The 19,765-nt window shown below is 43.2% G+C and carries 17 protein-coding genes and 2 tRNA genes; 10 read left to right on the plus strand and 9 right to left on the minus strand.

Translation table 11 applies throughout. The annotated features are described in order from the left end of the window. Positions 1-148, plus strand: a 148-nt coding sequence (locus EV690_RS16660) for a transposase (RefSeq protein ID WP_165872795.1), incomplete at its 5' end; no start/stop codon positions are given. Between the two features lie 126 nt (positions 149-274). Then, a complete protein-coding gene (locus EV690_RS16665) occupies positions 275-925 on the plus strand; it encodes an SDR family oxidoreductase (RefSeq protein ID WP_131914162.1) in 651 nt (216 codons plus the stop codon). Between the two features lie 96 nt (positions 926-1,021). Here the strand turns inward: EV690_RS16665 and EV690_RS16670 are convergent, their stop codons facing one another. Then, positions 1,022-1,792: a DNA repair protein gene (locus EV690_RS16670; protein ID WP_131914163.1), complete on the minus strand. Its 771-nt coding sequence runs from the start codon at positions 1,790-1,792 to the stop codon at positions 1,022-1,024. Between the two features lie 28 nt (positions 1,793-1,820). Further along, complete coding sequence (locus tag EV690_RS16675) at positions 1,821-2,513, minus strand: sensor histidine kinase (RefSeq protein WP_131914164.1); 693 nt, start codon at positions 2,511-2,513, stop codon at positions 1,821-1,823. A 146-nt stretch (positions 2,514-2,659) separates the two neighbouring features. Here EV690_RS16675 and cysB point away from each other — a divergent pair, with 146 nt between their 5' ends. Beyond that, the gene (gene cysB / locus EV690_RS16680; protein WP_131914165.1) at positions 2,660-3,646 is read left to right on the plus strand and encodes an HTH-type transcriptional regulator CysB; all 987 of its coding nucleotides are present in this window, start codon (positions 2,660-2,662) and stop codon (positions 3,644-3,646) included. 18 nt (positions 3,647-3,664) lie between these two features. Here cysB and EV690_RS16685 read toward each other — a convergent pair whose 3' ends face one another. Genes EV690_RS16685 through pabB form a run of 3 tightly spaced genes read right to left on the minus strand, consistent with a single transcriptional unit; the run spans position 3,665 to position 6,975 of the window. After that, positions 3,665-5,041, minus strand: a complete 1,377-nt coding sequence (locus tag EV690_RS16685) for an L-serine ammonia-lyase (RefSeq protein ID WP_131914166.1) — start codon at positions 5,039-5,041, stop codon at positions 3,665-3,667. Between the two features lie 3 nt (positions 5,042-5,044). After that, the gene (locus EV690_RS16690; RefSeq protein ID WP_131914167.1) at positions 5,045-5,623 is read right to left on the minus strand and encodes an NUDIX hydrolase; all 579 of its coding nucleotides are present in this window, start codon (positions 5,621-5,623) and stop codon (positions 5,045-5,047) included. Then, positions 5,623-6,975 (minus strand): aminodeoxychorismate synthase component I, encoded by a 1,353-nt coding sequence (pabB, locus tag EV690_RS16695; RefSeq protein WP_131914168.1) that lies wholly within the window; start codon positions 6,973-6,975, stop codon positions 5,623-5,625. Before pabB ends, EV690_RS16690 begins: the two co-directional genes overlap by 1 nt. Before the next feature lie 341 nt (positions 6,976-7,316). Between pabB and EV690_RS16700 the strand changes: the two genes are divergently transcribed. From EV690_RS16700 to EV690_RS16710, 3 genes are all read left to right on the plus strand, one after another. Further along, a complete protein-coding gene (locus EV690_RS16700) occupies positions 7,317-8,834 on the plus strand; it encodes a fumarate hydratase (RefSeq protein WP_131914169.1) in 1,518 nt (505 codons plus the stop codon). A 208-nt stretch (positions 8,835-9,042) separates the two neighbouring features. Further along, positions 9,043-9,579 carry a hypothetical protein gene (locus tag EV690_RS16705; RefSeq protein WP_131914170.1) on the plus strand — a complete coding sequence of 179 codons (537 nt, stop codon included), beginning with the start codon at positions 9,043-9,045 and terminating at the stop codon, positions 9,577-9,579. A 315-nt stretch (positions 9,580-9,894) separates the two neighbouring features. After that, positions 9,895-11,793, plus strand: a complete 1,899-nt coding sequence (locus EV690_RS16710; RefSeq protein ID WP_131914171.1) for a methyl-accepting chemotaxis protein — start codon at positions 9,895-9,897, stop codon at positions 11,791-11,793. Between the two features lie 89 nt (positions 11,794-11,882). Here the strand turns inward: EV690_RS16710 and EV690_RS16715 are convergent, their stop codons facing one another. Continuing rightward, entirely contained in the window at positions 11,883-12,728 is an 846-nt protein-coding gene (locus EV690_RS16715; protein WP_131914172.1) for a MurR/RpiR family transcriptional regulator, read from the minus strand. Between the two features lie 380 nt (positions 12,729-13,108). Between EV690_RS16715 and EV690_RS16720 the strand changes: the two genes are divergently transcribed. The 4 genes from EV690_RS16720 to EV690_RS16735 all read left to right on the plus strand — a co-directional run bounded on the left by EV690_RS16720 (position 13,109) and on the right by EV690_RS16735 (position 14,919). After that, positions 13,109-14,092, plus strand: a complete 984-nt coding sequence (locus EV690_RS16720; RefSeq protein ID WP_131914173.1) for a glucokinase — start codon at positions 13,109-13,111, stop codon at positions 14,090-14,092. 103 nt (positions 14,093-14,195) lie between these two features. Then, positions 14,196-14,283: transfer RNA gene (locus tag EV690_RS16725), tRNA-Ser, on the plus strand. 14 nt (positions 14,284-14,297) lie between these two features. Then, positions 14,298-14,390 (plus strand) — tRNA-Ser (locus tag EV690_RS16730). Between the two features lie 109 nt (positions 14,391-14,499). Beyond that, positions 14,500-14,919, plus strand: a complete 420-nt coding sequence (locus EV690_RS16735) for a GNAT family N-acetyltransferase (RefSeq protein ID WP_131914174.1) — start codon at positions 14,500-14,502, stop codon at positions 14,917-14,919. Between the two features lie 39 nt (positions 14,920-14,958). Here EV690_RS16735 and EV690_RS16740 read toward each other — a convergent pair whose 3' ends face one another. The 3 genes from EV690_RS16740 to EV690_RS16750 all read right to left on the minus strand — a co-directional run bounded on the left by EV690_RS16740 (position 14,959) and on the right by EV690_RS16750 (position 19,745). Further along, complete coding sequence (locus EV690_RS16740; RefSeq protein ID WP_131914175.1) at positions 14,959-15,693, minus strand: hypothetical protein; 735 nt, start codon at positions 15,691-15,693, stop codon at positions 14,959-14,961. After that, positions 15,680-18,808 (minus strand): bifunctional proline dehydrogenase/L-glutamate gamma-semialdehyde dehydrogenase PutA, encoded by a 3,129-nt coding sequence (gene putA / locus EV690_RS16745; RefSeq protein ID WP_131914176.1) that lies wholly within the window; start codon positions 18,806-18,808, stop codon positions 15,680-15,682. Before putA ends, EV690_RS16740 begins: the two co-directional genes overlap by 14 nt. Before the next feature lie 145 nt (positions 18,809-18,953). Next, positions 18,954-19,745: an AraC family transcriptional regulator gene (locus tag EV690_RS16750; RefSeq protein ID WP_131914177.1), complete on the minus strand. Its 792-nt coding sequence runs from the start codon at positions 19,743-19,745 to the stop codon at positions 18,954-18,956. Between the last annotated feature and the right edge of the window lie 20 nt (positions 19,746-19,765).

The following is a 19,765-nucleotide window of genomic DNA, read 5'->3' on the forward strand; positions in this document are numbered from 1 at the left end:
CTATAAGTATCGACATCTGGTTGAGAATGCTTTCGCAAGGATTAAGCACTTTCGTTCTATATCAACGAGATATGACAAGTTAGCAAGGAATTACGCCAGTATGGTATCACTAGCATTTACGATAATGTGGCTACCGATGTATTGCTGAATAAAATATGTACAGCAAAGATCAACAGTCCCTAGTAATTGTTTGATTTGTCCCCATCTTATTTAAAGTTATCTTATGAATTTTTAGTTTATCTAGTAACAGCCATTTCGTTTAAAGGAGAAGTGAATGCGACCTTTAGTGGTGGGAGCCAATGGCCAAATTGGTCGGCAGTTAATCAATCAACTCCCTTTGTTTGGCCATCAGTGTACAGCAATGGTGCGCTCGAGTGAGCAATTCCAACAGCTTGAAGAACAAGGCGTTGCGGCAATTTGTGCGTCGCTTGATGATACAACCGAACATCTGACTGAAGTCATTAAAGGCCATGATAGCGTCATTTTTACTGCTGGATCTGGTGCTAAAACAGGGGCCGAGCAAACATTGCTTATCGATCTTGATGGTGCAGTTAAAGTGATGCAAGCAGCTGTTGTGGCAGGAGTAGAGCATTTTGTGATGGTCAGTGCCATCGGCGCTAACCAACGAGAACGCTGGAGTGAAGCTCTCAAACCCTATTATGTGGCGAAACATTACGCCGACAGGGAGCTGATTCGAAGTGGCTTAAATTATACAATTATCCGGCCAGGTCGATTAATTAATGGGCCTGCTACGGGTCAGGTAATGATTGCCTCTGAGATTTGTCATGAGGGGACCATTGCTCGCGCGGATGTCGCCTCAGTGATATGTACAGTGCTGGGAGATAAACACTTTTATGCTCACGACTTTGACTTATTAGCAGGTAAAGATGATATTCAACAGGCTCTGGAAGGACTGTTATCGTGATTTGGCTTGATTCAAAGATTAAAAAAGGCCCAATGATTCATGTTGGGCTTTTCTATTCATTGAGTGGGCAAAGAAATCGATAACAAGTAATGCAGGTTACCATTTTTTCTTCGGCTGGAAGAGCATATCCAGTTCGTCTTGCTCTTTGAGGTCTTTTGCTTTTTCTTCTTTTTGTTGGGTCTGAACTTTTTTTAATCGCTCACTCATTTCATCATTCATTTGGTGCATGTACGCTAATCGCTGCTCTAAATATTCATCCCGATCGCTCAAATTGCTGACAATTGTAATCGCCTTATTGAGTAATTGTCGAGCCGTTCCCCACTGCCGGACTGCTTGTGATTCGGCTGCCCTTTTGATCGTATTTTCGATGTTTACTTTTAAGGTCATCAATTCAAGACGGCGATCTTCAGCGACAAAAATGGGGGTTGCGATTCGCCCTCGAGAATGTTCTGAGCGAATGACTGCTCGAAGGCGTTTAATGACTTTAAGCATTTGTAATGCTTCGGTATCGTTATCAGGCATTCGCAAATGCGTTGGGCTTTCATAGTTCCGATTTTGGATTTGGGTCAATTGATTTTGACTGGCGTTAAGACGCTCATGTAGCCCTTTTACTTCGGGATCAATTTTTTTTATTTGCTCTAATGCGTACATGATCCGTTTATGTAATACGGTCATCATTTCTTTTGAATAGGGTATGCGTGCTGAATTTAGCAACAAATCTTCACTCTCGCTAATAATCACTTTTTGTCGTGAAATAGCGATCCGCTGGTCGGCTTGTTGTTTCTGTTTATATTGCAGAGCAATGTTATACCCGATCACCAGAAATAACAGGACGCCAATTGCAATTAACACCAGTGTGAAAATCATAAAAGCTAGCTCAATCCCTCTGTAAAATTTAAGGCAGATGCAAAGTAAAGATGCCGCCGCCTAAGTCTCCACCATTTGTTAAAGTAATTTCGCCGTGGCGATCCGCTTTATGATGCGCTTGTGCTGTCAATTGGGCAAAAAATAAACCTAGCCCGCTGTGGTTGCTGCTGCTTTTCCTCGGTTTTAGTGAAATATCTTGGACTGATTTGATTATATCACTATTAAAACCAATCCCATCGTCGAGAATACTTATTTCTAATTTGTTATCGGCCGTTTGGGCGATGATTTGAATATTTTTTTCCACAAAACGAAGCGCGTTGCTGATTATATCATTGAGAGTGTAGGATATTAACTGATTGTCACAATACCAGAACAAATCTTCGTCACAAATAATTTCGATATTGATCCCTCTGCGCAGGGTCACCCAGTGAAAGCGAGCTTTAACATCATCGAGTAAATCACGAATAAACACTTCTTCGATATTAATTGCAAGGTTATTGCCTTGGTTTTTGTACATTGTCAGAGCTTGTGTGAGCATAATACTCATATGCTCAGATTGCTCGCGTAGATGGGTGAGTTCTTGCTGTCTCTCTGATTCGTTTGTATAAGTTTTATTTGCGATTGTTTCAATGGATTGGTTGAATAAAGTCAATTCATTCTTCATATCGTGAAGCGTTGTTGCCATAACTGCGGAAAGATCGAGAGAATCAGTGCAATCCACTTTAGAAGCCTTTAAAATTGAGTTTTACCTAAGCAAGCTTAACGGGCATTGCTTAGAGCGTAAAGTTAATCATTAAAATAGTTGCACCTGTAAGCAAAAAGGCAAGCCAGTGCGGCGGTTCATTTGACTACAAGTTGAAATAACCCATGAAATTACAACAATTACGATACATCGTCGAAGTGTTAAACCATGACCTGAACGTCTCGGCAACGGCTGAAAGTTTATATACTTCTCAACCTGGGATCAGTAAACAGATCCGTACATTAGAGGATGAGTTGGGAATTCAGATTTTTGAACGCAGTGGTAAGCATTTAACGCGGGTGACTTCGGCTGGTAACGAAATTATTCGTATCAGCTCAGAAATTTTAGCCAAAGTTGAAAGTATTAAAGCGGTTGCGAGCCAACATACGCATCCTGATCAGGGCACCTTGAATATTTCAACGACTCACACTCAGGCTCGCTATGCATTGCCTGAAGCGATTCGCGGATTTATTCAGCGTTACCCCAATGTGCTGTTAAATATGCATCAAGGAACTCCGTCACAAATTGCCGATGCGGTTGCGAAGGGCACTGCTGATTTTGCGATTGCAACCGAAGCGATGTATATATTCTCAGACTTGATTACTTTGCCTTGCTACCACTGGAACCGCAGTATTTTGGTTAAAGCTGAACACCCACTGGCTAAAAAACATCTGCGTGGTGAGTTAGTGACGATTGAAGATGTGGCTCGTTATTCTTTGGTGACCTACATTTTTGGGTTTACGGGAAAATCTGAGTTAGACCATGCATTTAATGACGCTGGATTGAAGCCTAAGATTGTCTTTACTGCGACCGATGCGGATGTGATTAAAACCTATGTGCGGGTGGGGATTGGCATTGGGGTATTAGCCAGTATGGCCATTGACTCTGAGCAGGATAAAGATTTAGTTGCGATTGATGCCAGCCATATATTCCGTGCTAGCACCACTAATATCTGCTTTAGAAAGGGAACCTTTTTGCGCAGTTATATGTATGATTTTATCGAACGGTTTGCACCACATTTGACACGCAATTTAGTGGATAAGGCAGTGCAAACAAAATCTCAAGAAGAGATTGACGAGTTGTTTGCGGACATTGAATTGCCAGTCTATTAACTCGCAATTCAATTGTCTCTAACACTCGATAATATTAACTGCTAGGCCTCCCCGGGCAGTTTCTTTATATTTAGTTTTCATATCTTTGCCGGTTTGCCACATGGTTCGAATTGCTTTATCGAGTGAAATGGCGTGCATTCCGGTCCCTCTCAGTGCTAAGCGGCAAGCATTAAGTGCTTTAATTGCCCCCATTGCATTGCGTTCAATGCAAGGTACTTGGACTAAACCACCAACGGGATCACAGGTTAAGCCTAAATTATGTTCGATGGCAATTTCAGCGGCGTTTTCAACCTGTTCGGCTGTTGCTCCCATAATCGCGGCAAGCCCAGCAGCGGCCATAGATGAGGCAACACCAACTTCACCCTGACAGCCAACTTCAGCGCCTGATATGGACGCATTTTGTTTATATAAACTGCCAATTGCGGTTGCGGTTAGGAAATAAGTCTGGCAATGACTTGGCTCAAGTGGACGGATAAAACGGTTGAAATAAGCTAATGTTGCCGGGATGATTCCTGCTGCGCCATTGGTGGGGGCGGTCACAACTCGACCTCCTGAGGCATTTTCTTCACTCACTGCTAACGCATAGAGATTTACCCAGTCTAAGACATTGAGGGGGTCACCTGAAAGTTTTTCCATCGACTCGAGCTGTTGATATAAAATAGGGGCCCGTCGTTTCACTTTTAGCCCACCTGGTAAGATTCCTTCATTTTGAATGCCTCGGTCAATGCACTGTTTCATCACCGTCCAAAGTTGTTTGCAATATTCATTAATCGTTTGTTTATCATGAAGTTGTTGTTCATTGGCGAGAACGACACTAGCAATACTCAGACCATTGGTTTCACAATGGCTTAACAGTTGTTCTGCACTCTTAAACGAGTAGGGCTCGCTCGCGGTAAATGATTCGGGCACAAGGTCATGGGGGCGATAATCTTCCGATGGGGTAATAAAGCCACCACCGAGTGAAAAATAGGTTTTATCAATGCAACTGCCATCGCTGAATTGGGCATGAAATGTCATAGCATTATTGTGTCCGGGATGACTTTTACGGCGATGGAAACTAATCGTGCCTCGTCTTGCGAAGAAAATTGGATATTGAGCGATTAACTTCAGTTGCTGAGTTTTTTCAATAGCAGCTAAATAATCGTCAATTTTATCACAATCGACACTTTGCGGCAGTTCACCTAAAAGTCCCAAGATAATCGCTTTCCCCGTGCCATGGCCTCGGCCGGTGGCTCCTAACGAGCCAAACAGCTCAATATGGAGCGTGGTTTGAGCATTAAACTGGGGTTGTTTGACAAGCCACTGGGCAAATTTTTCAGCGGCTAGCATGGGGCCGACGGTGTGCGAGCTTGACGGGCCAATTCCAATGGAAAAAAGATCAAACACACTGATCATAATTTACCTCGATGATGACAAATTTAGGCCTGTTAAACGGCAGGCTAATTGATATAAAACAGCTGCGGTTGCTCCCCAGATAACACGATTATTCACTTCAATGAAGTCAATGACTCTTTTGTTTTGCCCATCTGAGGTCTTAAGGCGCAGATAATGCCTTGGTTGTAAAAAGGGATCTAGTGGTAAATGAAATATTTCTGTTACTTCAGCTGTATTGGGATACAGCTGAGGCTTATGTTGGAGTAATCCAACATAAGGTGTCATTGTAAATCGTTTGCCAGCATCTTGGTTAGGGAGTTTGGCAATTAATTTAACCTGATGTTGTTCAAGGCGAATCTCTTCATAAGCCTCACGAAGAGCTGTCACTGACAAATTATTATCTTCTGTTTCAAATCGTCCCCCAGGAAAAGCAAATTGACCTTTGTGATGGGCAAGCGTGTGGCTACGGCGAATAAAGATTAATCGCCACTGCTGATTTTGCTTAAATACGGGCAGTAGTACGGCCGAGGCAATACGCTGTGGGCAATCATCCGTAATAGGGTAATCTGGTGTGAGAATAAGCTTCGATAGCCAATTTTGCATCAGGACAACGACTCCAGAACAGGAAGAATCTTAGCTAGTTTATCAAAACATTCTTGATATTCCTCATCTGCTTTTGAGTCTGCAACAATTCCGCCACCTGCCCAAACGTACAGTCTATCGTGGTGAGCAACTAAAGTTCGAATGGCAATATTGGTATCCATCTTTGCATTTTGACTGATATAACCGATGGCACCACAATAGATGCTGCGTCGGTGCGGTTCTAGCTCATCAATAATTTCCATGGCTCGCACTTTCGGTGCTCCGGTGATTGACCCCCCGGGAAAACAGGCGTGAAGTAAATCTTCTGCTGTTAAATTATCATTTAATTTTCCAGTGACGGTGCTGACTAAATGATGAACCGCTTTAAAACTTTCAATTGCAAACAATTTGGGAACCTGAACACTGCCGGGTTGGCTTACTTGCCCAATATCGTTACGCAACAGATCCACAATCATCACATTTTCAGCGCGATCTTTTATCGAGTGAGACAGTTCATCAGCTAATTGCTGGTCTAAAGCAGGGTCTGAATGGCGGGGGCGGGTGCCTTTAATTGGTTTGGTTTCAATGTATTGCCCGTCTAACTTAATAAAGCGTTCGGGCGAAAGTGATAAAATTGTGCCTTGAGGAAAGTTCAGATAGGCGGCAAATGGTACCTGATTAGTCGATAGTAACTGCTGATAGGCATAACGAAGATCGCCTTTAAAATTGCAATAGAATTGTTGCGTCATGTTTACTTGATAACAATCACCACTTTCGAGATATTCTTTGATTTGACCAATACAGCTCTCGTATGCTCGTTGATCTAAACTGCCTTGCCAAGGGGAACATTTAGAAAATTCTTTGATTGGTTTTAAAGTGTGCTGATTGAGCCATTGCCAGCGCTGCTGAAGTTTTTGCCCCCCGTCATTTTGAGTCGTGTTAACGACCAAAGTTGTATTCTTGTCGATGCGATCAAAGATGAGAGCCCAGTCGTAGAGCCCTGTTAGCATATCAGGAAAATCGGGCAGATTACTTTTTGTCGCTGATGTCTTGGCTCGGCCCAATTCATAACCAAAGGCACCAACGAGTCCACCACAGAAGGGTAATTCACTTGTTTGTTCACTGCCAAGCCACTGTTGGCGCAATTGCTGACAGAGTAAAAATGGCTCTTCGGTCGTGGTATAACGGCCATTAGGTGTTTCGATAGTGGTAATTTGACCTGAAGTTTGCATTGCAACGATGGGATCGGCAACGGCAATGCTATAACGGTCATTGCCATTTCCGCTTGTTTGTAGCAACTGGCTCCATTCTAGAGGGGCAATTTTCAACATGAAATCTTGCAGCGTAAAATCTATTTTTCTTTGAAAGATCATTTTGTTAACTCAGTTATAGTATTGCCAAGTGACATAAAGAGGCGTTATGCTGAACAATGGATGTAAGCACATTTGTTTAATTGGTGCGATTTGGACTGTTTTAGCGCTACTCGTATTAGCAGATTGGTTAGCCCGCCGTATTCAATTGTAAACACTTTGTCGTTTTGGTGTTTGTGCCTCATCTGCGACATTGAAAGCATGTTAGATTGACCTTCATTCAGTGATAACAAGTCAATGGACTAAAGATATTGCTAATATATAAAGAGGCGTCTGAGTGAAGTCAAATGATTAACTTAGTTGATTGGTATCCAAAATCCCTACTTTAAAAAGGAGACGTTGCTATGACGGTCATCCAAAAACAAGATCTGGTTGAGAGTATTGCAGATGCATTGCAATTCATCTCTTATTATCATCCTGCTGATTTTATTCAGGCAATGAACGAAGCCTATGAAAAAGAACTTAATCCGGCAGCGAAAGATGCTATCGCTCAAATATTAATTAATTCGCGTATGTCTGCTCAAGGGCATCGACCAATGTGTCAAGATACCGGAATCGTGACGGTATTTGTCAAAGTTGGGATGCAAGTGCGATTTGATTTTGATCAGTCCTTACAAAGTGTTATTGATGAAGGGGTGAGCAAAGCTTATAAGAGCAGTGATAACCCGCTACGTAAATCGATCGTCGAAGATCCGGCCGGGACACGAAAAAATACAGGAACGAACGCTCCGGCTGTGGTCCACACTGAATTAGTGGCTGGCGATAAAGTGGTGATAGAAATTGCCGCTAAAGGGGGCGGTTCTGAAAATAAAGCTAAATTAGCCATGCTCAATCCATCCGATGATATTGTTGAGTGGGTGGCAAAAGTGTTACCCACGATGGGAGCTGGTTGGTGTCCCCCAGGAATGCTAGGCATTGGCATTGGCGGAACTGCCGAGAAGGCAGCTGTGCTAGCTAAAGAGTCATTAATGGCATCGTGTGATATTCACGAGCTGAAAGAGCGTGGTGCTCAAACAACAGAAGAAAAACTGCGTTTAGCTATTTATGACCGCGTCAATAAACTTGGTATTGGTGCGCAAGGGCTTGGAGGGTTAACCACAGTTTTAGATGTTAAAGTTAAATCTTTTCCAACTCATGCCGCCTCCAAACCGGTTGCACTGATTCCTAACTGTGCGGCAACCCGACATATTCATTTTGAGCTAAATGGGCATGGAGCGGCTGAATTTACCCCGCCGGATATCAATTTGTGGCCTGAGGTTACCCAAGCGAGCGCAGGCGATGTAAAACGGGTAAATTTAGATGACATCGACGCAGAGCAAATTGCGACTTGGAAAGCAGGGGACACGCTGTTGCTCAATGGTAAGATATTAACTGGACGAGATGCAGCACATAAACGCATTCAGGATCTACTAGCGACTGGGAAACCGTTGCCTGATGGTGTTGATTTTAACGGACGGTTTATTTATTACGTTGGGCCGGTTGATGCGGTTGGCGATGAAGCGGTTGGCCCGGCTGGACCTACAACCTCAACACGGATGGATCAATTTACCCAAATGATGCTCGCCAAACTTGGTTTGCTGGGTATGATTGGTAAAGCTGAACGGGGCGAGCAAACAGTGCAACTGATTCGTGAGCATCAAGCCGTTTATTTAATGGCTGTTGGCGGGGCGGCTTATCTTGTTTCCAAAGCGATTAAAAAAGCTCGGGTTGTTGCGTTTGAAGATCTGGGTATGGAAGCGATTTATGAATTTGAAGTGAAAGATATGCCGGTAACTGTTGCGGTAGATTCGCGTGGTCATAATGTTCATGAGCAGGGCCCGGTGATCTGGCGTGGTAAAATTGCACAAATGCAACCATCTTAATGGCTGTGGAGTGATTAGGTAAGCGGGATAATTCTTTTTGAGGATTATCCCGCTTGTTGATGATTTTATCGGAAAATATTTAAGTTTGAAGCCATTCAATATATGATGCTTTGCGGTATATCTAGAATTTAATTATATGTGTCTGTTTAAAAATACGATTTACTCTTGTTTATCGATGCTAGCCTGCATGTGTGTATTATCAGGGTGCGTGACGACGCAATCGGTCCCAAAAGCAGTTCAGCATACTGCCACTTCGTCGAGCAATCCGATACAAACGCTCATGATTAGTCGTGATGAACGTTACCCTTTAGTCGTCGGGTCTTTGATTCGTTTTTCGCCACAGATGACACAAATGATAACGCATCATAATACGGCTTTAAAACCCCACTATCAGTGGCTTGAATCACAGTTGCATTCACTTTTAAACTACCGTGGATTTATGGTCACTCCATCATCAGCAACCCTTTATTTTGCAGCGGCGCTCTATCATCCGCCATTACAAAAAAACACCGATTCATTAGCACGTATTTATCAGGCAAATCTTCAGCGTCCAGCGGGTCGTGAAGATTTATCTTTACTGCTGCGGATTTATCGTCGGGGAGCGGTTGATCCTTTGTGGCAGGGAGCTGTTGATCACTATGCCATCCTTAAATCAGATGGGACTCTTGTGGTCGATTTAGCTAAATCACGGCGGATTTTAATAAGTTTGTTAAAGACCATTCCAATGCGCTCTTCAGCGCAGTAACATCGAGTTATAGCTTGCCCGTTGGTTTTCATAACTGGCGCTATAGCTCTGTTGGCCACGCTGTTTATAAATTTTTGAATAAAAAAAACCCAGCGACTGCGAAGTGCTGGGCTAAGGACTGTGTTTAATTGCTTGGCATAATATAAGACTACGGCAAGTATGAAAAGTTCACCATACACTCAAAAAAAAGTGTTTTTTGTCGATAAAGTTTTGTAGCCCTTTGTTGGTAAGCCATAAAAATAAATAAATGTGGTTTAAAAAGGACCTCATTATAGATATATAAAGCGGATTTGGAATCTGCTAATTGGGGGAAATATGGAATATAAAAAAGGATTATCCTTGAAGCTGAAGCTTTCAGTGGCTGCGACAGTTGCGATCCTCATTGGTTGTCTTGCTGTGATGATTGTCTCTTTTTTCAGCTCAATCACACAGCGTACGGATGTACTTGATAAACAATTACAATCATTAACTACGAATTACAATCATTACGTAAAAGACTGGATTGATGCTCGTTCACGGGCTTTGAAAGCAATTCCTAATAAGATCCCAGCCGATAATATGCTGGCAACACTAAAACAAGTCCGTGATAGTGCAGGTTTTTCAAATGTATTTATTGCTTATTCTGATGGTTCTGAGCAAAACGCCGGGCAGGTGAAGTTGGCGGCAGATAATAATGATCCTCGGACTTGGGGCTGGTATAAGAATGCGAGTAAAGATCCTGGGACCTTATACATGGATAATCCTTCGGTTGCATCTGCAACAGGTGAAAATGTGGTTTCATTTGGTTTAGCCAAAGAGGTTAATTCGCAACAGGTTGTGTTTGGAGCGGATATGAGTATGAGCAAAATTTTAGTTCTGCTCAAAAGTGCTCAGTTGCCTGGTGAGGGACAGGTGTTGATCGCAAACCAACAAGGTAACATCTTCGCGTATCAAAATACCCAGCTATTAAATCAGCCTGTCGATTCGATTGCACACAAACTAACGAAAGCCAAACTAGCCGAACTTTCTCAATCTAATCAGATGGTTAATATGGATATTGGTGGGCAAGACTCGTATGTCATGGTTTCACCCATAGCGAATAGCCGTCTATATACTGTGGTAGTGATTAATAAAGATTCTATTTTAAGTCCTTTATATAATTCCCTATGGTCTCAGATTGCTGTGGCATTAGTTGTTGCGATAATTTGTATCATCTTATTTAACATATATAGCTATCACCTGTTAAAAGCATTAACGGTTGTTTCTGAAGCATTGGCTAAAATTGCCAAGGGTGGTGGAGACTTGACTCAGCGTATCAAGGTTTCCAACCGTGATGAAGTTGGAATGCTTGCTAATAACTTTAACCAGTTTATCTCCACCTTGCAGGGGCTTATTGCTGATTTGCGCAAAGATATTAGTGAGCTTCGTGACGCTGCTAAGTCGTCTGAGCAGCGAGCAAATGGCACAGCGAAGCGCCTAAATGAGCAGCAACGAGATGTGACCTCCGTGGCGACTGCGGTTGAAGAGATGGCTTCGGCAACGGCTGAAATTGCCTCGCATGCGCAGCACACTTTAGAATCTGTTGGTGAAGCGACGAATAAAGCGAGCGAAGGGAGTCAATTGGTTGAGAGCAATCGTCAATCTATCGATACTTTGGCAAACTCCGTTGAGCAGACTTCTCAAGTGATTGGTGAGCTGCATGAACATGCCCAGAACATTAATGATATTTTGACCGCCATTCAGACAATCGCTGAGCAAACGAATCTTTTGGCTTTGAACGCGGCGATCGAAGCGGCTCGAGCGGGTGAGCAGGGCAGGGGTTTTGCAGTGGTTGCTGATGAAGTTCGTAACCTTTCACAGCGTACTCAAAGTTCAACAGAGCAGATCCAGTCGACGATTACGACGCTACTGTCTATCACGGATAGAGCTGTTTCAATGATGCAAAAAAGTTATGAGAACTCTCAACATACGGTTGAAGATGCATCAAAAGCTGCTGAAGCGCTCAGTCAAATCGATCAGGCTGTTCAGGTTATTAGTGACATGAACGCGCAAATTGCGACTGCAGCGGAAGAACAGGCCCAGGTAACGACAGATGTCACTACTAATAGCGCCCGTATTAAAGATGTGACTGATGAGTTAGTCGTGGATGCAACTGAAGCGCGTGAACATTCAGTTGACTTGGATGGCCGAGCCGAACGGCTTGCCCATAAAATTGCCGAATTTAAAATCGACTAACTGATAAAAAGCCCATGTAATATGGGCTTTTTGAATGATTTGGCCCGCCTAATTAAGATTGATGGTGCGGGCAAGGATTAGTGCTAATTTCAAGATTGTTCAATCCGCGAATCGCGTAATGTTTTTTTCACTTTTTTCAGATTTTCCCTGAATCTATCGCCTCGACGCAATGTAAATCCAGTTGCTAAGACATCAATCAAGGTCATTTGAGCTAGCCTAGAAGCCATTGGCATATAAACATCTGTATCTTCAGGAACATCCATTGCAACCAATAAATGGCAGTATTCTGCCAGAGGTGAATGTTTGGAAGTCATCGCAATCACTGTTGCACCATTGCCTCTAGCAAGTTTTGCTATATCAACCAATTCTTTGGTGCGTCCGGTGTGTGAAATGAGTACAACGACATCATCTTCAGTACTCAAGATACAACTCATACGCATCATGACAACATCACTGGAGCAGGCAACAGGCACATTGAAGCGGAAGAATTTGTTCAGTGCATCATGAGCAACAGAAGCAGAAGCTCCAAGACCACAAAATGTAATGCGTTTGGCCTGAGTCAGCAGATCAACGGCACGATTTATGACGTTTGGATCTAAGCTATTTTTAGCTGCTTCTAAACAGGCAATCGATGATTCAAAAATTTTTGCCGTATATGCTTCTGGCCCATCATCTTCTTCAACATGTCGATTTACATAGGGTGTACCATTAGCTAGGCTTTGTGCTAAATGTAATTTGAAATCCGGGAAACCTTTAGTATCGAGTCGTCGACAAAAGCGATTGACGGTAGGTTCACTGACATCAGCCATTTTTGCTAAGGTTGCTATGCTCGAGTGAATCGCTGTTTGTGGAGATGCAATAATCACTTCAGCGACTTTCCGTTCGGATTTACTAAAAGAGTCAATATTCTTGGTGATTTTTTCGAGCGTATTCATAAAATTCTGTCTAAGGTTGTTGTCGTTTTAAGCAAGTTTCCGGAGAACTTGGTGAATGTTTATCAGCTTCAGGTTTGCGCAAGATCAACGGTATTTATACTACGCTCAACCGATCCAGTTGTTACCCTATCTGTAAGATTTTTTCAGTTAGTTAAGATGAACGCATAACTGCTTCTATTCAAGATAAAATTTCAATTAAACAATTTAATAGTAGATGTTTTTATGGGATTTTAGTATGACTTAAATCTAAATTTAGTTATTTTTATTATCTCTTTCGTAATTTTATAACGAAAGTTATTCACATTGAATCACGGTGGGTTTTATCTTCATGCCAATACGGGCTAGAATATAGCGATCAATAAAACTAAAAGGAGTGGCCCATGGCGAGTGCCGGCTTAATCGCAGATGTTGGCGGGACGAATATTCGTCTAGGTGTGATCGATTATCAAAGTGGCGAAATTCGTCATATTATCAAATATCGTTGCAGTGAGTTTCCTGGGATTGAGGACGCAATTCGTTCCTATCTTAATGAAGTGGATGAAAAGTTGCAGGAAGCGTGTATTGCGATTGCTTGTCCAACAGGTGGCGACTGGATTGCGATGACTAATCACAGTTGGGCTTTTTCCAGAAGTGAAACAAAACGGAACCTAGGGTTGGAAAGTTTTAATGTGATCAATGATTTCACAGCCAATGCGATGAGCATTCCAACCTTGAGTGATAAGCAAAAAATCCAGATTGGCGGTGGCCCGGCAGACCCATTGTCTCCCATTAGTGTTTATGGTCCGGGAACTGGCTTAGGGGTCGCGCATCTAGTCAACCACCAAGGACGTTACATTCCAATCTCCTGTGAAGGTGGACACGCTGATTTTTCACCGATCTCTGAATTAGAAGTTGAACTTTTGTCTTTCTTAAAAGGTCGTTTTGGGCGTGTCTCAAATGAACGGATTTTATCAGGTCCTGGCCTGGCAAATATTTATGAGGCACTTTGCCATATTCATCAGCAACCCGTTCAACAATACCAACCTGCCGATGTCTCAGCTAAAGGGTTAAGTGGTGAAGACTCGGTCTGTCGTCAAGCTTTAGCAATGTTTTGTCAAATGATGGGAAGCTTTGGCGGTAATTTGGCATTAACCTTGGGGGCTTTTGGTGGCGTATATATTGCCGGTGGTGTGGTCGGAAATTTTGTTGATTATTTCATTGCGAGTGATTTTCGTAACCGGTTTGAAGAGAAAGGTCGCTTTAGCCGCTATTGCGGAAAAATTCCTGTTTACCTGATTACAGCTGAGCAACCTGGCCTACAGGGAGCTGCTGCTTATTTGCGTCAGGAATTGGGGTATCATTTAAATGCGAAGAGCGCTAAGTAAGCAAATTGGTGATTTGCTCACCAATCAAACACTAAAGTAAAGAAAATAGTTGAAAGAAGGGGCGTGATTCCATAACATACGCCTCGCCTTTAAAGGCAACAGCGGTGACGTGTCCGAGTGGCTGAAGGAGCACGCCTGGAAAGTGTGTATACGGCAACGTATCGAGAGTTCGAATCTCTCCGTCACCGCCACAAATAAGTTACACGGTGAGATGGCCGAGAGGCTGAAGGCGCTCCCCTGCTAAGGGAGTATAGGGTTTGTAGCCCTATCGAGGGTTCGAATCCCTCTCTCACCGCCATTTTATTCTTTTAGCTTCTATCACATTCTTTTCTCTGTAGATTCATTATCCTTATCTATACTTAGTTAACTGCTTGTTTTGTAGCTTATATTTTAAGGATGAATAGTTTATGCAAGTAGATTGGATTGATTCACAGAGTATGGACGCAGCTATTGCGCTGCTGGCCAATAAATACCCCGCATATTTAATTGAAGATTTAGCTAAGCAGATTGTTGTTCAACGGGAAAAATTCCATTACCAGCTCATTGGCGTTTGGGTTGAAGGCGAATTAGTTGGTGTCGTCGGTTTTACCGAAGGAATGAAGCTCAATTGGGGAAAATATATCCTGTTAGATGATTTTTGTGTTGCGCTTAAATGGGAATACACCGGCGTTGCAGAAAAGTTGATTACTTGGTTACAGCATTATGGCAAGCAAACAGGTTGTCGGGAATTGCATATGAACTCAGATGTTCAAAATTTTGCAGATCATAAGTTTTTGTTGCAAGAGGGATTTAGAATTTCAAGCCACCACTTCTGTTATCGTTTATAACTTTGCTAAGAAGTGGCAGCCAGAAAAAGTGGGTATCTGTTAGTTTTTAGTAATGGCTGCTGTCGCGCCAAGTTCAAGTAAACTAGCATTCCCGCCAATGGCAGTAGTATTGATTGTACAGGTTTTCTCAGTACCAAAGCCAATACAAAATGTGCCGTTGTTCATCGTGGAGAGGTAAGGATCTGTTTCGCAGATCAGTGGCACGATGATCCCTTCTCGTTGAGAAAGTTGTCGATTAATCTGAATGATATCTTCATGATTTTTTGATGCTAGAGCCACCACTTTTAATTCAGGATCATTGAGTAGTTGTTCTTTTTGCTCCCAACTGACAATTGATACTTCCTCCATGTCGATAAAACGTCCCATCAGTTGTTTGAGCATTCCATCGGCGTATGGTTTAAGTTGCGGATGGACTGTTACTTTGACTGGGTTGCGACAGAGCAGGGCGGTGCTAAGCATGCCACTTAGTGCGGCAGCTGGCATGTCTTGATCGATAATAATAGCAGTGAGCCCTCGCGGTTCAATCCATAACTCATTACTTTCACCTGTTACGCCTGGCATCTGGTAGATACCTTGAAGAATTTTTTTGGCACTCACACATTGAAAATCGATCATCGCGACACATTCTTGCCACTGTCGATCATCACTGGGTTGTGCTTCTCGAATCGATTGCGCCCACTGTCGAAGTTTGTTGATGCGAGTTCCGACAATTTCGCTTAATTTCGGGTTACTGGTTGCGATGCTATCAGAGAGGTAAGTTTTAAGCATTTCCATGATTGCTCTCCTGCTGAGTGTCGGATACGGTGATATTTTGACTAAAGCGATAAAGGTAATGGGGACCACCTGCTTTGGGGCCTGTCCCTGATAAACCTCGACCCCCAAATGGTTGAGATCCTACTGTTGCACCAACTTGATCCCGATTGACGTAACAGTTCCCAACCTGTGCGTTTAAGGCAATATTCTTGAAGCGGTGCTCGATTCGGCTATGAATTCCTAAGGTGAGTCCATAACCGAGCTGATTAATCTGTTCAATCAGAGTTTCAAGGCCATTCGCAGGATAGCGAATCACATGTAAGATTGGGCCAAATTGCTCTTTTTCTAGCTGATTGAGCGAGCTAATTTCATAGGCTGATGGTGCAACAAAGATGCCTCGGCTGTCTTTAGGTGCTTCAAGTTCGAAGATCGTTTGGGCTTCGTTATGAAGCTTAGATTGATACGCTAACAGTTGTTTTTGAGCGGTCTCATCAATCACCGGACCAACATCGACATTTGCTTCGAGCGGGTTGCCAATTTTTAGTTCTGCCATAGCGCCTGCGAGCTGTTTTATAAATAGATCTGCCACATCATCTTGAACACACAATACTCGCAGCGCACTACAGCGTTGTCCAGCTGAAACAAATGCTGAGCGCAGCACATCTTTAATAACTTGTTCGGGCAGGGCACTACTATCGACAATCATGGCATTTTGCCCCCCTGTTTCAGCAATCAATGGGACGGGTAATTGCTCTCTTTGCGCTAATGCGCGGTTAATCGCTCGAGCGGTTTGCGTTGAACCAGTAAAGGCAACCCCCGCAATTTGCGCTGCGCTGACTAGCGCTTGGCCAATTTCGCCTTCGCCAGTGACCAGATGTAATACGTTAGTGGGAATCCCTGCTTGATGAAGTATCTCAACGGTACGCACTGCAATCAGAGTTGTCTGTGGTGCTGGTTTTGCAACCACAGTATTCCCACTGACTAATGCAGCAACGATTTGACCGGTGAATATTGCCACTGGAAAGTTCCAAGGACTGATACAGGCAAAGACACCCCGCCCCTTATAAGCATTGGCGCAGCTTTGATTCGTATAATCGGTAAAGACATTGGAACTGCCTAGCCGCAGTTGTGCCTGCATGGCATAGTAGTTACAAAAATCAATTGCTTCACGGATTTCATCAATAGAGTCTTGAAGTGTTTTGCCGGCTTCTCTTTGACACAAGGCGATCAACTCAGCAAAGTTTTCCTGCATGAGTTCAGCTGCTTTTTTAAGGCATCCAGCCCGAGAGGCCGTGTCTTGTTTTGACCAGTTAGGGTAGGCCTCTGAAGCAATCTGTAGAGCCTCATTGAGCTGTTGTGTTGATGTTGAACTGACTAATCCAACTTCAAGTGCACGATCATATGGTGAATGAATGCTATGTGCATTTTCAGGGTTAAATTGCAGTGAGCCATTAATTAAGGGGCCGGCTTGCCACTGGTGAGTTGCAAACTCATCGCGAGCTTCAATGAATGCCCGAAGATGATGAGCAACATGTAAATCGACCCCCTGAGAGTTGGCTCGTCGTTCGCCATAAATAGCCTGAGGCAATGCGATTCGTGGATTGGCAAACTGGTTTTGGGTACTGAGCTTGGCAATTGGATCTTCGACAATCTCTTCAACGCTACATTTAGGGTCAATGAGGCGATGAACAAAAGAGTTGTTTGCTCCATTTTCTAATAGTCGGCGAACTAAGTAGGGCAATAGATCTGCATGTTTCCCCACGGGAGCATATATACGGACACTGATGTTTTCTTGAGTGATAATGCGGTCATAGAGAATATCCCCCATGCCATGTAGGCGTTGAAATTCAAACGGGTGTGCTTTGGGGAATGTTAAAATGGCCGAGATTGTTTGGGCATTATGGCTGGCAAACTGTGGGTAAATTAGCCCTGTGGTTGCCTCACTTAACATCATTTTAGCGCAAGCCAGATAACTGACATCAGTGCCTTCTTTGCGGGTATAAACTGGATAGGTTTTTAGCCCTCGTTGTTGATACAATTTTATTTCGCTATCCCAATAGGCACCTTTCACTAAGCGTGTTGGGATTTCATCACCCACATCATGAGCCAATGCTGCAAGCCAAGCAAGAACAGCTAAGGTACGTTTTGAGTAAGCTTGTACAACGAGTCCCATTTTCCCCCAGCCTCGGCAAGCCTCATCACGAAAGACTTTTTCAAAGACTTTAAGAGAGATCTCTAAACGTTCAGCTTCTTCGGCATCAATGGTAATGGCAACGTCTCTTTGGCGAGCTTCTCTAACTAATTCCAAAACGGTCGTAACCAGCTCGGTTAATACCCGTTCTTCTTGTAAGCTGTCATAGCGTGGGTGAAGGGCTGATAGTTTAATGGAAATACTCGGTTTGGGGCTGTTCGGCAGTGCTTGGGTTGTCCCAACGGCGCGAATACTGTTGAGATAATCTTGTTTATAGGCATTTGCATCTTCGGCTGTTAATGCGGCCTCTCCAAGCATATCGAAGGTGTAGGTATAACCTTTTTTCCGATAGCTTTCACCATTTTTTAAGGCTTGCTTGATATCTTCACCGAGTACAAATTGGTAGCCAATGATCTTCATCGATCTACGAATCATGGTACGAATTGTTGGCGCACTAAAGCGCGACAACATAACGCGAATTCCTGATTCTGCCTGGCTTGGCGGAAGGTTGAGTAATTGTCCAGTTAATCGCAAACTCCAAGTTGCGGTGTTCACTAGCAATGAATCAGATTTGCCCTTGTGGGCACTCCAATTGCCTGAAGTTAATTTGTCATCAATGAGTGCTTGAGCTGTTGTTGGGTCGGGAATACGAATCAATGCTTCGCAAAGGCTCATTAACAGCACACCTTCTCGGGTGTTTAAGCTATATTCGAGCAGCAAGGCATCAAGCATCCCCATTGACTTTTTATCAGACCTAATATCGGAGACTAATTGGGTTGCTGATTGAGTAATCGCCTCTTGATCATACTGCTCTTTGGCCAAATCAATCAGTTCGGTTAACCATTCATCTTCGTCAATGTCATTGAGCAGAGCCAGATTTTCCCATAAGTCTTGTGGTGATTGGGTTAAATAGTTACGATCGAGTGTGTTTTTTGCGTTAAACATAGACTATTTTCCTTTCATCGTTGTCCAACGAATCTTTATTTTTGTAAGCGTATTGTTACGATTTTAAGACGAATTTTGAGTAAAAGTATTGAACCAACCTCCGATATTTTTGTGTAAAAATCGGAAAATGATCATTTTGTGTAACTTATTGGCTACTTGTGTGAGTATTTCGATAACGAGCTGGAGAAAAGCCAGTTAGTCGACGGAAGACATGGCTAAAACTACTCTGCGATGAAAATCCACAGCTTTGAGTGATCCCTTCAATACTCATTTGTGTATGTTCGAGCAGTTTTTGTGCTTGTTTGACTCTGAGTTGCGTGACATAGCGGGATGGGGTTTGCCCTGTTTGGCGTTTAAAACGGGCATAAAACTGGCTTTCTCCTAAGAAGACTCGGCTCGCCAGCTGTGCAACACTGATTGGGCCATCAAGGCGACTTATAATGTATTGATCTAATAGTTCGAGGTTAAAATTGCGTGGTGCAGTGCTGCTATTGCTCTGATAAACCGGCAAAAAGTGTTTTTCGAGTAAGCATAGGAGAATGTCGCCACAGGAGCGCTTGAGTAATTTATCTCCGGGATATTGGCTGATTTCTTTGACCAGATTCAGGATCAACTGTTGGGCACTTTGATCCAATTGAAAGTAGCCAGGCTTACTTAATAATGGAAGGATTCTCTGATGTACTTCCATGGAAAAAAAATAGTTATGCGCTGGCAAATTTAAAACGAGTATTTGATTTTTACCTGTTCCGCGGAAAGTATGGCCCTTTCCAGAAGTGACCATGACACCTTGGCCTCGCGAGACTCTGTTACTGATACCATCAATCACGAAATCAATATAACCTTCTAGTCCTATCACGATTTGATGGTGATCGTGGCAGTGTAGCATGGCCTGCTTGGTGAGAGTTTGAAGTTCCACTGGTTGCAGAGAAAAAGCCATATCTAATCCTTGTTATGTGG

It is taken from the genome of Celerinatantimonas diazotrophica (genome assembly GCF_004339545.1).
In the GTDB taxonomy this organism is placed as follows: Bacteria; Pseudomonadota; Gammaproteobacteria; order Enterobacterales; family Celerinatantimonadaceae; genus Celerinatantimonas; species Celerinatantimonas diazotrophica.

What these genes read in the sequence shown, in the direction of transcription:
- EV690_RS16665 (WP_131914162.1), top strand. Translation starts at nt 275, where the DNA reads ATGCGACCTTTAGTGGTGGGAGCCAATGGCCAAATTGGTCGGCAGTTA.
- EV690_RS16670 (WP_131914163.1), bottom strand. Translation starts at nt 1,792, where the DNA reads ATGATTTTCACACTGGTGTTAATTGCAATTGGCGTCCTGTTATTTCTG.
- cysB (WP_131914165.1), top strand. Translation starts at nt 2,660, where the DNA reads ATGAAATTACAACAATTACGATACATCGTCGAAGTGTTAAACCATGAC.
- EV690_RS16685 (WP_131914166.1), bottom strand. Translation starts at nt 5,041, where the DNA reads ATGATCAGTGTGTTTGATCTTTTTTCCATTGGAATTGGCCCGTCAAGC.
- EV690_RS16690 (WP_131914167.1), bottom strand. Translation starts at nt 5,623, where the DNA reads ATGCAAAATTGGCTATCGAAGCTTATTCTCACACCAGATTACCCTATT.
- pabB (WP_131914168.1), bottom strand. Translation starts at nt 6,975, where the DNA reads ATGATCTTTCAAAGAAAAATAGATTTTACGCTGCAAGATTTCATGTTG.
- EV690_RS16700 (WP_131914169.1), top strand. Translation starts at nt 7,317, where the DNA reads ATGACGGTCATCCAAAAACAAGATCTGGTTGAGAGTATTGCAGATGCA.
- EV690_RS16710 (WP_131914171.1), top strand. Translation starts at nt 9,895, where the DNA reads ATGGAATATAAAAAAGGATTATCCTTGAAGCTGAAGCTTTCAGTGGCT.
- EV690_RS16715 (WP_131914172.1), bottom strand. Translation starts at nt 12,728, where the DNA reads ATGAATACGCTCGAAAAAATCACCAAGAATATTGACTCTTTTAGTAAA.
- EV690_RS16720 (WP_131914173.1), top strand. Translation starts at nt 13,109, where the DNA reads ATGGCGAGTGCCGGCTTAATCGCAGATGTTGGCGGGACGAATATTCGT.
- EV690_RS16735 (WP_131914174.1), top strand. Translation starts at nt 14,500, where the DNA reads ATGCAAGTAGATTGGATTGATTCACAGAGTATGGACGCAGCTATTGCG.
- EV690_RS16740 (WP_131914175.1), bottom strand. Translation starts at nt 15,693, where the DNA reads ATGGAAATGCTTAAAACTTACCTCTCTGATAGCATCGCAACCAGTAAC.
- putA (WP_131914176.1), bottom strand. Translation starts at nt 18,808, where the DNA reads ATGTTTAACGCAAAAAACACACTCGATCGTAACTATTTAACCCAATCA.
- EV690_RS16750 (WP_131914177.1), bottom strand. Translation starts at nt 19,745, where the DNA reads ATGGCTTTTTCTCTGCAACCAGTGGAACTTCAAACTCTCACCAAGCAG.